Source organism: Massilia sp. CFBP9012 (genome assembly GCF_034045115.1).
Classification (GTDB): domain Bacteria; phylum Pseudomonadota; class Gammaproteobacteria; order Burkholderiales; family Burkholderiaceae_D; genus Telluria.
On the sequence record NZ_JAXCWM010000007.1, the window covers coordinates 18,862 to 32,160 of the forward strand.

Genomic DNA, 13,299 nt, shown 5'->3' on the forward strand with positions numbered 1-13,299 from the left:
CGGTGCGTGACTTAGACAGCCAGACGCTTGCGGCCCTTGGCGCGGCGAGCGTTCAGGACTTGACGGCCACCACGGGTAGCCATACGTGCGCGGAAGCCGTGCGTGCGCTTGCGACGGACGACGGAAGGTTGGTAAGTACGTTTCATGGTGGTCTCGCTTAAAGCAAAATAAGATGCAAAATCGGGTCTGACGTCGTGTCAGATTCGGCGCCGATGACAGTTTCGCTCAAGGTTATACCAGCGTCACGCCACAGCAAGTCTTTCGTCGCCCAACCACCAGCCGCTGAAAAATCACAGCCTGGCATGGCGCATGGACGGGGAACCCTGAATTAGACTCTACTTCGCACCTTCATGTCAAGGCGGGTGTTGTTTCACCAAGCGACGCCCGTACGCGTTTCCAGCTTGGCAAGGGGTCGGCCCGGCTCGGCATTTCGGTGGAAAATATGTGCAGCGCCTGTGGATAACTTCGGCCGAGACAGGTAAAATAGCGTGTTACGTATCAAAAGCGAAGTATGGAAAATTTTTGGCAGTCAGCATCCGCGCAGCTTGAGCTTGAGCTCACGCCGCAGCAATTCAGCGCGTGGATCAAACCGCTGGTCGCCCTCGACTACGAAGACGGCAAGCTGCGCATTGCTGCGCCCAACCGCTTCAAGCTCGACTGGGTCAAGACGCAGTTCGCCACACGCATCACCGAACTGGCCGCCCAGTACTGGGAAGCGCCGGTCGAGGTGCAGTTCGTGCTCGACCCAAAGAACCATCCTGCCCGCAAAGCGAGCGACTCGAGCGCATCCGGCAACTCGGCCACCGTCGATTTCAATGCGCCGCGCCCTGCGCCTGGCGCCGAGAACCCGCATCCGTCTGCCGGCCCGAGCCCGACCCAGAACCTGAATATCGCCAACTCGCCCAAGCGTGAGCAAAGCCGGATCAACACCGAGCTTACTTTTGATAGCTTCGTGACCGGTAAGGCCAACCAGCTGGCGCGCGCCGCCGCAATCCAGGTCGCCAACAACCCGGGCGTGTCGTACAACCCGCTGTTCTTCTACGGCGGCGTCGGCCTCGGCAAGACCCACTTGATCCATGCGATCGGCAACCAGGTCATGGCCGACCAGCCGAACGCGCGCATCCGCTACATCCACGCCGAGCAGTACGTGCGCGACGTCGTCACCGCCTATCAGCGCAAGGGCTTCGACGACTTCAAGCATTACTATCATTCGCTCGACATGCTCCTCATCGATGATATTCAATTCTTCGGTGGCAAGAGCCGGACGCAGGAAGAATTCTTCTATGCGTTCGAGGCGCTGATCGCGGCCAAGAAACAGATCATCATCACCTCGGATACGTATCCAAAAGAAATCACGGGCATGGACGACCGCCTGATCTCGCGCTTCGATTCCGGCCTGACGGTGGCGATCGAACCGCCCGAGCTCGAAATGCGCGTGGCGATCTTGCTGAAGAAAGCGCAATCCGAAGACGTGACCCTGTCGGACGACGTCGCCTTCTTCGTGGCCAAGCATCTGCGCTCCAACGTGCGCGAACTCGAAGGCGCGCTGCGCAAGATCCTGGCCTACTCGCGCTTCCACGGCAAGGACATCACCATCGATGTCGTCAAGGAAGCCCTGAAGGATCTGCTGTCGGTGCAGAACCGCCAGATCTCGGTGGAAAACATCCAGAAGACGGTGGCCGACTTCTTCAACATCAAGGTTGCGGACATGTATTCGAAGCGCCGGCCGGCGAACATCGCCCGTCCGCGCCAGATCGCCATGTACCTGGCAAAAGAACTCACGCAAAAGAGTTTGCCGGAAATCGGCGAACTGTTCGGCGGCCGGGACCACACGACCGTGCTGCACGCGGTGCGCAAGATCGCCGGCGACCGCCAGAAGAATCCGGAATGCAACCACGAGCTGCACGTGCTGGAACAGACGCTCAAGGGCTGATTGCCTGCCTTTGAGCAGTTTTTTTGTGTTTGCCTCAGGCAATGGCACAATATCGCTTTAGTAATACATCACCTTTCAAACGTACTGAGGATAACTATGCAATTGGTCAAAACCACCCGAGATACGCTTCTCCGGCCACTGCAGATCGTGAGTGGTATTGTCGAGCGTCGGCACACTATGCCGATTCTGGCCAATATCCTCATTCGCAAGACCGGCGAGAGCGTGTCCTTCCTGTCGACCGACACCGAAGTGCAGATCACCACGCACGCCAATATCGGCTCGGGCGACGACGTGACCGGCACCACGGTGGCCGCACGCAAGCTGCTCGACATCCTGCGCGCGCTGCCGGAATCGGGCGACGTCACCATGACCCTGCAGAACAAGCGCCTGGCGGTCCAGAGCGGCAAGTCGCGCTTCGCGCTGCAGACCCTGGCGGCCGAGGAATTCCCGACCGTCTCGGTGGCCGACAGCTATAACGCCTCGGTGACCCTGCCGCAGAAAACGCTGAAGCACCTGTTCAATATGGTGTACTTCTCGATGGCCCAGCAGGACATCCGTTACTACCTGAACGGCCTGCTGCTGGTGCTCGACGGCAGCAATATCATTGCCGTGGCAACGGACGGCCACCGTCTGGCGTTCTGCCAGGTGGAGACCGAGCAGCAGTTCGAGCGCCAGGAAGTCATCATCCCGCGCAAGACCATCATCGAACTGCAGCGCCTGCTGGAAGAAAGCGATGAAACCGTGCGCCTGGATATCGCGGCCTCGCAGGTAAAACTGAGCTTCGCCGATATCGAGCTGGTCTCGAAGCTGGTCGAGGGCAAGTTCCCTGACTACACCCGCGTGATCCCGAAGGGTTACAAGAACGACTTCACGATCAGCCGCGATGAACTGCTGCGTTCGCTGCAGCGCGCCGCGATCATGACCAGCGACAAGTTCAAGGGCGTGCGCTGCATCATCGAGCCGGGCGTCATGAAGATCAGCTCGACCAATGCCGACCAGGAAGAAGCGGTCGAAGAACTCGAGATCGACTACGGTGGCGATTCGATCGATATCGGCTTTAACGTCACCTACCTGCTCGACGTGCTCAACAACCTGAAGTGCGACCAGGTGAACATCGCCCTGGGCGACTCGAACTCGTCGGCGCTGATCTCGATTCCCGACAATGGCGATTTCAAGTACGTCGTCATGCCGATGCGCATTTAAGAAGGTTGGCTCAACGGCATCGCCAAGAATCATGAGTTAGCTTAAACCCGTCATTCCCGCGCAGGCGGGAATCCAAGCGCTGTGTGATCTGCCAGCAAACTTGGGTTCCCGCCTACGCGGGAACGACGGTTCCGGGGTTGCAGGCCAGTGCTGAAGCCGGCTGGCCGCAGGCAACCGGATTCACCGTTTTATAGAAAGCAGTCCATGTCCGAGAATATCCCAGCAGAACAGCCCGCCCCAAGCGCGGATGATTACGGCGCGTCCTCCATCCAGATCCTGGAAGGCCTCGAAGCGGTGCGCAAGCGCCCGGGCATGTATATCGGCGACACCTCGGACGGCACCGGCCTGCACCACCTGGTGTTCGAAGTCCTCGACAACTCGATCGACGAAGCGCTGGCCGGTTATTGCACCGAGATCCACGTCACCATCCACTCCGACAACTCGATTTCGATCACCGACAACGGCCGCGGCATTCCGACCGGCGTCAAGATGGACGACAAGCACGAGCCAAAGCGCTCGGCAACCGAGATCGCCCTGACCGAACTGCACGCGGGCGGCAAGTTCAACCAGAACTCCTACAAGGTGTCGGGCGGCCTGCACGGCGTCGGCGTGTCTTGCGTGAACGCACTGTCGAAGCTGCTGCGCGTGACCGTGCGCCAGAACGGTAAGGTGCACCAGATGGAATTCACGCGCGGCGTCCCGGTCGATCGCCTGATCGAGATGCGTGACGGCTTCGAAGTCTCCCCGATGAAGGTGATCGGCGAAACCGACAAGCGCGGCACCGAGGTGCACTTCTGGGCCGACGAAACGATCTTCACGCTGGTGGAGTTCCATTATGAAATCTTGTCGAAGCGTATCCGCGAACTGTCGTTCCTGAACAATGGCGTCAGCATCAAGCTGACCGACCAGCGCACCGGCAAGGAAGAGCTGTTTGCCTTCGAAGGCGGCACCCGCGGCTTCGTGGAGTACATCAACAAGGCCAAGACCGTGCTGCACCCGAGCGTGTTCCAGGCGACCGGCGACCGTATGTCGGACCAGAACACGAACATCTCGGTCGACGTCTCGATGCAGTGGAACGATTCGTTCAACGAACAGGTGCTGTGCTTCACCAACAATATCCCGCAGCGCGATGGCGGTAGCCACCTGACCGGCCTGCGCGCGGCGATGACGCGCGTGATCAACAAGTACATCGACGAGCACGACTTCGCCAAGAAGGCCAAGGTCGAGATCTCGGGCGACGATATGCGCGAAGGCCTGACCTGCGTGCTGTCCGTTAAAGTGCCTGAACCTAAATTCTCGTCGCAGACTAAAGATAAACTGGTGTCGTCCGAAGTGCGCGGCCCGGTCGAGGAAATCGTCGCCAAGACGCTGACCGACTACCTGATGGAAAAGCCGAACGACGCGAAAATCATCTGCGGCAAGATCGTCGAAGCCGCCCGTGCCCGCGAAGCGGCGCGCAAGGCGCGCGACCTGACCCGCCGCAAGGGCATCATGGACGGCCTGGGCCTGTCGTCGAAGCTGGCCGACTGCCAGGAACGCGATCCGGCGCTGGCCGAACTGTACATCGTCGAGGGTGACTCGGCAGGTGGTTCGGCCAAGCAGGGCCGCGACCGCAAGTTCCAGGCCATCCTGCCGCTGCGCGGCAAGGTGCTGAACGTGGAAAAGGCGCGCTTCGAGAAGATGCTGTCGTCGGAACAGATCACGACCCTGATCGCGACCCTCGGCACCTCGATCGGCCCGGACGAGTTCAACGTCGACAAGCTGCGCTACCACCGCATCATCATCATGACCGATGCGGACGTCGACGGCGCCCACATCCGTACCCTGCTGCTGACCCTGTTCTACCGCCAGATGCCGCAACTGGTGGAACGCGGCCACATCTATATCGCGCAACCGCCGCTGTACAAGGTCAAGGCCGGCCGCGACGAGCGTTACCTGAAGGATGACGTCGAAGAAGCCAGCTATATGATGACGTTCGCGCTGAACACCGCGTCGCTGCTGCCGAAAGAAGGCGCGGAACCGGTGAACGGCGAAGCGTTGGGCGAACTGGCACGCAAGTACAACCTGGCCAACGCCATCATGCTGCGCCTTGCGCGCGTGATCGACCGCGCCGCACTGACCGCGATCTACAGCGGCGGCGTGGCACTGGACCTGACGACGCTCGAGAGCGCCGAGGCATCGGCCAAGGCCATGGAAAGCGCGATCAACGACAAGGCTGTGCAGGTCAAGGTGCGTTCGGACGAGCTGTCCGAGAAGCATGCCCTGCGTATCGAACGCATCTACCACGGCAACGTGCAGGTGACGTCGATCGACGCCGACTTCGTCGCAGGTGCGGATTACGCGCTGCTGGCCGACTCGGCTGCGACCTTCCAGGGCCTGATGGGCGAAGGCGCCTTCGTGCGCCGCGGCGAAGGCGAGCGCATGAAGGAATTCGCGGTGCGCGATTTCCATCAAGCGATGGAATGGCTGCGTGAAGAAGCGGAACGTGGCGTGTCCAAGCAGCGTTATAAAGGTCTGGGCGAGATGAATCCGGAGCAGCTGTGGGAGACCACGATGGATCCGACCGTGCGTCGTTTGTTGAAAGTGCAGATTGAGGATGCGATTGCGGCGGATCAGATCTTTACGACGCTGATGGGGGATGAGGTGGAGCCGCGGAGGAATTTCATTGAGGCCAATGCTCTGCGCGCTGGCAATATCGACGTGTAAGCACACACTTTTATGTTCAAAACGGCCTCATCTTGAGGCCGTTTTTCATTCTGGCGTGTTAGGGCGAGCGTGTTATTCCAACAATGACTTGCAACCGACTGTATCGTTAGTGACACAGCCGTGATCAATATCTTTTCCACAATTCAAATCCATAGTATGTTTGCTGCTCAGATATTGAACAGGAAACCTTATGGACGCGCTTCAGATAGCAATTAAGATTGGCAACGAATTCGAGATTGAACGTATGCAACCCCTCAAAGGAAATTATCTAGCCAACATTATTCGTAGCGATTGGCCAGCATCAGTTGCTCATATATTAGAAAATATAAATACACCAATAATCGCAAAATCCAGTGCAGGAATAGGTGGCTGGAATGCGGCGCCCTTCATGGCATTTTTAGATGAACGCCTAACAACATCACCGCAACGTGGATACTACCCAGTATTCTTATATGAACGCGGCTTCAAATCCTTTTGTTTAGTTATGGCGCAAGGTGCCGATCGACTAAAGAACAGTTTGGGAAATAAAGCAGCTCTTAGAGAACTGAAGGCACGCGCGCCCAGAATTAGAGAGGCGGCGCCCAATTGGCAAGCTAGAGGATTTTCGATAGGGCCCTTCGAAACCTACAGCCGCGGAAATGCCGCGTTGGGACGCGATGCCGATGACCCATGGGCCGTTTCAGTGGCTTTTGGCAAGCGATATTTTATTGACAACCCGCCAAATTCAGCAGAGTTTTTAAGCGATATTAGTGCGATTTTAGAGCTCTATGGAAGCATTTACGATAGGCTTGGCGATACTTTCATCGAGGAGGAAATCGCTATCGAAAGTCTTGTAGCGACCGGAGAGCTTCCGACTGGTGCAACTGGTCTTGACGGAGCGCTTAAAGTAGATGAGCACAAAAAGCGTGAGCGTAGAGAACGCAACTCAAAGCTCGTTAGAGACGTCAAAAGTGTACGCGGCTACACATGCGAAGGATGCGAGGCAGCCCTCGATTCTATCTATGGCAAAATCGGAAAAGAATTTATCGAAGCCCACCATTTAATTCCGCTATCACAAGTACCTGAGCAGGGTGTACAGCTTACAGAGCGGGATTTCGCAGTATTGTGTCCGACCTGCCATCGGATCATCCATCGACTAGGATGCCCCTCGCTCGATGAGCTTCGTAAAATAGTGAATCCTAAGCTCCGTGATTTTCACAAAGACATTAAAGAAAAGAAAAGATTTGCTTAAAAGAACTTATCTAGCAACTGGCTTATCCATCTCAGGGATTGGTCTAGTGACTAAAAATTGATATGACATCGCGCCAAGGAAGGCAATGCCGGCGCCGGTCAGCAAGGCTGGCACGAACGACCAGCTCTGAGCGATATAGCCGGTAAAGATCGGCGCCAGTGCGCCGCCGATAAAGCCGCCGAAGTTCTGGATCGCACCCAGCGAGGCAATCCGGCTGCGCGGCGCCACCGCCGTCACCAGCGACCACGAACAGGCCGACGCCGCATTGGCCAGGAAGATCACGACCGAGATGCAGGCAATGGCCGCGGTATTGCTCTCGACCAGCGCAGCCGGAATCGTGAACGCCACCATCCCCAGCATCGACAGCACCACCGCCGTTCGACGCCCCGCCACGACCGATTTCGCGCGGCGGGTAATCTGGTCCGACGCCCAGCCGGCCGACAGCGCACCCAGGAAGCCGCACAGGAAGGGAATCGTCGCCGCCACACCGACATAGGCCACGTCCATCTGGCGTTCGGTGCGCAGATATCCCGGCAGCCAGGTAAGGAAAACCCAGTTCAGATACACCGATCCGAAGAAGCCGAGCAGCATGCCCCAGGTGGCGCGCTGGCGGAACAGCGCGCGCCAGGATGCAAAGCCCGCCGCCGGCGCGGCTTCCGAAGTCTGCCCTTCGTCCAGGTAGGCACGCTCGGCGTCGGTCAACTCGTCGCGCACCGGGTCGCGATACAGCATGACCCAGACGATCGCCGCGACGATGCCCAGCGCGCCAGTGATGAAGAAAGCCCAGTGCCAGCTGGTCGCGGCGATTAGCGGCGACAGGCATAAAGGCGCCAGCGCGAAACCCAGTGGCGAGGCCGAGTTATAGATGCCGGTCGGCGTGCCGCGCGCGCGCAAGGGGAACCAGTTGCTCACCACCCGCGCCGCGGCCGGGAACTGCGGCGCCTCGCCGATGCCCAGCACGACGCGCGCGAGTACGAACCAGCCGAAGGTGGAGACCAGACCTCCGGCAGCTTGGGCCAGCGACCAGATCACCAGCCCCGCACCGAGCAGCCAGCGCGGCCCGATCTTGTCGACCAGGGCGCCAACCGGCAGCTGGCACAGCGCATAGCTCCACGAGAAGGCCGACAGCAGCACGCCCATCTCGCCGAGCGAGAGGCCGAGGTCGGCGCGGATGAATTCATTGGCGACGGCCAGCGTGGCGCGGTCGAGGTAGTTGATGACGCCGGTGACGACCAGCAGCGTCAGTGCCAGATTCTGGCGGTAGCGGATGCGCGAAGTCGCGGACAGGTGAGTAGGGGTAACGTTCATTTCGGGATGGTATCAAACACGATCACTGACCGGTTGCGCCTTTTTTGCCATGGCATGTTTGCAACACAGCGACAACAAGACATAAAACTCGTGCTACCATCCGCTCCGGGCTGTGCAGGACGCCCACTCTCGCGAAAGCCAGCGCACCTGCCAACGTCCACGACGTGACCGTTTTTCAGGAGTTCATCCCCTGTTCATTCACTGATGCCGTAGCGAGAGCGGCCAATACCATGTGAAAAGGACTTGGCATGCGCCTCCACCGAAACACCCCTCCAGACACCAATACCGATTTCCTGCGCCGCCACGCCCGCGGCATGCTGCGCAGCGCCCATTCGGAGCAGCCCAGCAAAGCCTTGCCCATCGTGCGCCGCGTGCACGCGGCTGGAAAAACGGCAGGCACGCGCGTCACGCAGCTCTACCACGCACGCACGGCGCTGCAGCTCAAGCACATGTTCCGCACGCTGGCCGCGGAGCTGGGCTACGCGACCTGGGATGCCTGCAAGCGCGACATCGACCGCCGTCCACCGGAAGTGCTGGACCGCTTCCGGCTCGACCTCGGCGCGTTCGGCGACCATGAGCAGATCTGGTTTGCGGACCAGCCCACCGCCGCGGCCTGGCAGCGCGAGCACGGCGGGCGTATGGTCGAGTATGGGAAGCAGGCTGTCGTGATGCCAGGCTGAGGGTAATGCCGTTAAGCTGGGCTGCTAAGCTAACCCCACGTCGTCCCCGCGCAGGCGGGGACCCAAGTGCTGCAAACGTCGTCGAAACGCTTGCAGCACTTGGGTCCCCACCTTCGTGGGGACGACGTTTTATGCTAACTCGAGAAGAAATTTGCCTTAACTTGACGCGATTAAAGCCTGACTGGATTTATTGCGAGGCAGGCACCCGCCGCAACACGTCGTCATAAGGCGCCAGATCGAGATAAGCCGTCACCTCGGTCGCGCGGCCGCCTTGCATGCGGAAGATCCACAGATAGCTGTTGCGATAGGGCTTGCCGTCCTTTGCCACTGCTTCGCCGTCCCATTCGATGATGACGTGATCGCCATCGGCCCACAGGTTGCGGATCGTGGGCCGGATCTGGCGTTGCAGGCGGGTCGACAGCGGTGTGACGGCACCGTCGATCAACTCCTGCTTGCCGCGAAGAACGCGCGCGGTCGGGCTGCTGCCCTTGATGGTCCAGACCACATTCGGCGCCAGCATATCGTCGAAGAAAGTGCGCCCGCCGGCAGCCCAGGCGGCGAATGCCTTGCTGACCGCTTCCTTGTTGCTTTGCGCTTGGGCCGCGCCGCTGTCGGCACGCGCCGGGGACGCGAACCAGGCCAGCGCAGCCATCAACACCCAGGCAGCCATCCAGCGTAACGCAGCACCCGAACCGGATCGAGAGAATTCCATATCGCACTCCTTGATGATCGTTGAATGGGAAGGCCATCCCGGCTCTTCCGCTTCCGGCTAGTGTGCAGCGCACGCGCTGGCGCACGTTAGCTCGATCATCCGGGAAGCTTGCACGATCATCCGAAGATGCGGATCAGCGCCTACGGCAGCCTGATCTTGACCACCGCATTGCCGGACGTGACATACAGATTGCCCTTGCCATCCGTGACGACGCCGCGCACGTCGGCCAGGCTGCCCGGCAGGTCGCCGGTGCGCAGGGTGGTCGAGCGCGTCGAGCCTGCCACCGTCGTGACGACGCCTTCCGGCGTGATCCTGCGCACCAGGTTATTGATCGCATCGGCCGCGTACACATTGCCGCGCGGGTCGACCGTCAGCGCCACCACCTGCTCGAAGCGCGCGGCATTGCCGACGCCATTGGACGATCCCCGCGCATTCGGCGCGCCGGCCAGGGTAATCATATTATTGACGCCGATAAAGCCATTCGGATTCCAGCGGCTGATCTCGCGATCCAGGTCGAACACGAACAGGTTATTGTTGTTGTCCAGCGCCACGCCGCGCGGTTCGAGCAGGCTCACGCCGGTCAGACCGTTCACGACGGATTGGCCTTCCAGCATCAGCGTGTCGCTCCCCGAAATCCTGCGTGTACTGTAGCTATTGGTGATGAACAGGTTATCGTTGGCATCGACCGCGATCGCGCCAGGCACTACCGAGTTCAACCGGCCCGCGCCCACGTTACTTCCGATCGGAATCGTGGCCGTGGTGCTGACGCGTCCCGCGGAAGTAATGCTCCGGATGCGCAAATTATCGGCAACATAAATTGTCCCGCGCCGGTTCACCGCCACGGCCACCGGATTGTCGAACCGGGCATTGCCCGTGTCGCCATCGGCAAAGGCGCTGGTGCCGGCTGCCCCGGCCACCGTCGTGACCACGCCTGCCGGCGTGATCTTGCGAATGACGTAGTTGCCGGTGTCGGCGACATACAGATTGTCATCGGCATCGATCGCAATGCCTCGCGGCGATTTGAAGCGCGCAGCCGTGCCGCTGCCGTCCATCGTGCCCTCGATCGTCGGATCGCCCGCCAGGATCGACAGCGCCGCCACCGGCGTCGAGGGCGGATCGCCGCCTTCCTCGTCGTCCTTGTCCTTCGGGATGCCGTCGCCGCAGGCGGAGGACAGCAGCATCAGGGCGGCGGCGCCGCACAGCTTGAGGCGAAGTCGGGCAGTATCGAGGGCGGTGTCGGTCACGGCGCGGCGGGTCATGAATCTCTCCAGAAAGGTCCGTCTTCGATGCTATCACGCAGCAAACTACCCGCCCCTGTTCTCAGCCATGGTAGCTGCATAAACTGCATCGCCGCAGCGCCAACCCGGCGTCAAAGTGACACTTTCGCTGAGCAATCCGCCCAAGAAACACAACGAATTTCCCGTACTTTCTTTCCCACAATTGCCAATTGCCCGCTTGACATACGGCCAAGAGTTCCTTAAAGTCGAAATTATGTCTTTCGCCCTGCATCTGTCGACCACCCTACCAGCCGCCGGCGCGCTATCGCTGGCTGCCCTGCTACTACGCGCGTAAATTCCGCCGTACGTCCCGGCTCCGCCGGCCCCAACAGCAGTAGGATTCGCACCGATGTCTACCACGCCATTTTTCACACCATCGATTTTCCTCACCGGGTTCGTCCTGGCGACTGGCTCGCGCGCAGGCATTCGCCTGCTGCTAAAGCTACCGATCGGTTGCCGGGCCTAGCGTTTTCGTGGCCCGCCCGGCAGCCTGTCGCCACCCCTTCAGACCCACAAGGTCGCCCAGTGACCACCCCATCAGGAGCCCCGATCATGCTGAACAACCCCGCCACCAAATACCGCCCCTTCCCCGCTGTCCCCCTGGCCGACCGCCAGTGGCCGAGCCGCAGCATCACCACGCCGCCGATCTGGATGAGCACCGACCTGCGCGACGGTAACCAGGCATTGATCGAGCCGATGAGCGTGGAGAAGAAGCTGCGCTTCTTCAAGATGCTGGTCAAGATCGGCATCAAGGAGATCGAGGTCGGCTTCCCGTCCGCCTCGCAGACCGACTTCGACTTCGTGCGCATGCTCGTGGAAGACAAGCACATTCCCGACGACGTCACCATCATTGTGCTCACCCAGTCGCGCGATGAGCTGATCCGCCGCACGGTGGAATCGGCGGTCGGCGCCAAGCGCGCCATCGTCCACGTCTACAACTCGGTGGCCCCCGTGTTCCGCCGCGTGGTGTTCAATATGGAGCGCGACGAGATCGTGCAGATCGCCGTCAAGGGCGTCCAGCTGATCAAGGAACTGGTGGGCCAGCACCCGCAGACCCAGTGGGGCCTGGAGTATTCGCCGGAATCGTTCTCGACCACCGAACTCGATTTCTCGAAGCAGATCACCGATGCGGTCAGCGCCGTATGGCAGCCGACGCCGGATAACAAGATGATCGTCAACCTGCCGTCAACGGTGGAGGCGGCCACGCCGAACGTCTACGCCGACCAGATCGAATGGATGTGTCGCAACCTGAACAACCGCGAATCGCTGGTCATCAGCGTCCACCCGCACAACGACCGCGGCACCGCCGTTGCCGCCGCCGAGCTGGCCGTGATGGCCGGCGCCGACCGCGTCGAAGGCTGCCTGTTCGGCAATGGCGAGCGCACCGGCAACGTCGACCTGGTCACCCTGGCGATGAACCTGTACACGCAGGGCGTCAACCCAGGCCTGGACTTCTCGGACATCGACGCCGTGCGCCAGCTGGTGGAAGACTGCAACCAGTTGCCGGTGCATCCGCGTCATCCGTATGCGGGCGACCTGGTGTTCACCGCCTTCTCGGGCTCGCACCAGGACGCGATCAAGAAGGGCTTCGCCAAGCAGCAGCCCGACGCGATCTGGGAAGTGCCGTATCTGCCGATCGACCCGGCCGACCTGGGCCGCAGCTACGACGCCGTCATCCGCGTCAACAGCCAGTCGGGCAAGGGCGGCATGGCCTACCTGCTGGAGCAGGAATTCGGCCTGCAGCTGCCACGGCGCCTGCAGATTGAATTCTCGCGCGCCGTGCAGCGCGTGGCCGACGAGAGCGGCCGCGAGATCAACGCGGGCGACCTGCACGCGCTGTTCGCGCGCGAGTACCTGGAGCAGGACGAGCCATATCACTACGTCTCGCACCGCATGGTCGAGGACAGCGAGCATGATGTGCAGCTGGACGTGACGGTGACGCGCCACCATGCGCAGCAATCCTTCACCGGCACCGGCAACGGTCCGATCGACGCCTTCGTGACGGCGTTGGGCCTGGATATCCGCCTGATGGATTACCACGAGCACGCGATCGGCTCGGGCGCCGATGCGCGCGCAGCCTGCTACGTCGAACTGCGCGTGGGGAATGGCCCGACCTTGTTCGGCGTGGGCATCGACAGCAATATCGTGACCGCTTCGTTCAAGTCGGTGCTGTCGGCGGTGAACCGTCACATGGCGGCGGGCGGAGAGAATTCGGCCGCGCTGGCGGCCTGAGGTTCGGAGCGTGCGGC

The 13,299-nt window shown here is 60.6% G+C and carries 10 protein-coding genes; 6 read left to right on the forward strand and 4 right to left on the reverse strand.

Going from position 1 to position 13,299, the window contains the following annotated elements; genetic code table 11:
• Positions 1-11: 11 nt before the first annotated feature.
• Entirely contained in the window at positions 12-146 is a 135-nt protein-coding gene (gene rpmH, locus SOM61_RS12770; RefSeq protein ID WP_040378179.1) for a 50S ribosomal protein L34, read from the reverse strand.
• Positions 147-511: 365 nt separating this feature from the next.
• On the opposite strand from rpmH, the gene dnaA reads away from it, so the two are divergent.
• The 4 genes from dnaA (at position 512) to SOM61_RS12790 (ending at position 7,073) form a co-directional block, all read left to right on the forward strand.
• Positions 512-1,933 carry a chromosomal replication initiator protein DnaA gene (dnaA, locus tag SOM61_RS12775; RefSeq protein WP_123067963.1) on the forward strand — a complete coding sequence of 474 codons (1,422 nt, stop codon included), beginning with the start codon at positions 512-514 and terminating at the stop codon, positions 1,931-1,933.
• A gap of 96 nt (positions 1,934-2,029) precedes the next feature.
• The gene (dnaN, locus tag SOM61_RS12780; RefSeq protein WP_320474451.1) at positions 2,030-3,136 is read left to right on the forward strand and encodes a DNA polymerase III subunit beta; all 1,107 of its coding nucleotides are present in this window, start codon (positions 2,030-2,032) and stop codon (positions 3,134-3,136) included.
• A 204-nt stretch (positions 3,137-3,340) separates the two neighbouring features.
• Entirely contained in the window at positions 3,341-5,842 is a 2,502-nt protein-coding gene (gene gyrB, locus SOM61_RS12785; protein WP_320474452.1) for a DNA topoisomerase (ATP-hydrolyzing) subunit B, read from the forward strand.
• 190 nt (positions 5,843-6,032) lie between these two features.
• The gene (locus SOM61_RS12790; protein ID WP_320474453.1) at positions 6,033-7,073 is read left to right on the forward strand and encodes an MrcB family domain-containing protein; all 1,041 of its coding nucleotides are present in this window, start codon (positions 6,033-6,035) and stop codon (positions 7,071-7,073) included.
• A gap of 6 nt (positions 7,074-7,079) precedes the next feature.
• Here the strand turns inward: SOM61_RS12790 and SOM61_RS12795 are convergent, their stop codons facing one another.
• On the reverse strand, positions 7,080-8,381 hold the full coding sequence (locus tag SOM61_RS12795; RefSeq protein ID WP_320474454.1) for an MFS transporter: 1,302 nt from the start codon (positions 8,379-8,381) through the stop codon (positions 7,080-7,082).
• 248 nt (positions 8,382-8,629) lie between these two features.
• On the opposite strand from SOM61_RS12795, the gene SOM61_RS12800 reads away from it, so the two are divergent.
• Positions 8,630-9,061 (forward strand): hypothetical protein, encoded by a 432-nt coding sequence (locus SOM61_RS12800; protein WP_320474455.1) that lies wholly within the window; start codon positions 8,630-8,632, stop codon positions 9,059-9,061.
• 187 nt (positions 9,062-9,248) lie between these two features.
• Here SOM61_RS12800 and SOM61_RS12805 read toward each other — a convergent pair whose 3' ends face one another.
• Together SOM61_RS12805 and SOM61_RS12810 are read right to left on the reverse strand one after the other, a co-directional pair.
• Positions 9,249-9,773, reverse strand: a complete 525-nt coding sequence (locus SOM61_RS12805; RefSeq protein ID WP_320474456.1) for a nuclear transport factor 2 family protein — start codon at positions 9,771-9,773, stop codon at positions 9,249-9,251.
• A 140-nt stretch (positions 9,774-9,913) separates the two neighbouring features.
• Positions 9,914-11,032, reverse strand: coding sequence for an NHL repeat-containing protein (locus SOM61_RS12810; RefSeq protein WP_320474457.1), 1,119 nt, complete (start codon positions 11,030-11,032; stop codon positions 9,914-9,916).
• 567 nt (positions 11,033-11,599) lie between these two features.
• Here SOM61_RS12810 and leuA point away from each other — a divergent pair.
• Entirely contained in the window at positions 11,600-13,282 is a 1,683-nt protein-coding gene (leuA, locus tag SOM61_RS12815; protein ID WP_320474706.1) for a 2-isopropylmalate synthase, read from the forward strand.
• Positions 13,283-13,299: the final 17 nt, after the last annotated feature.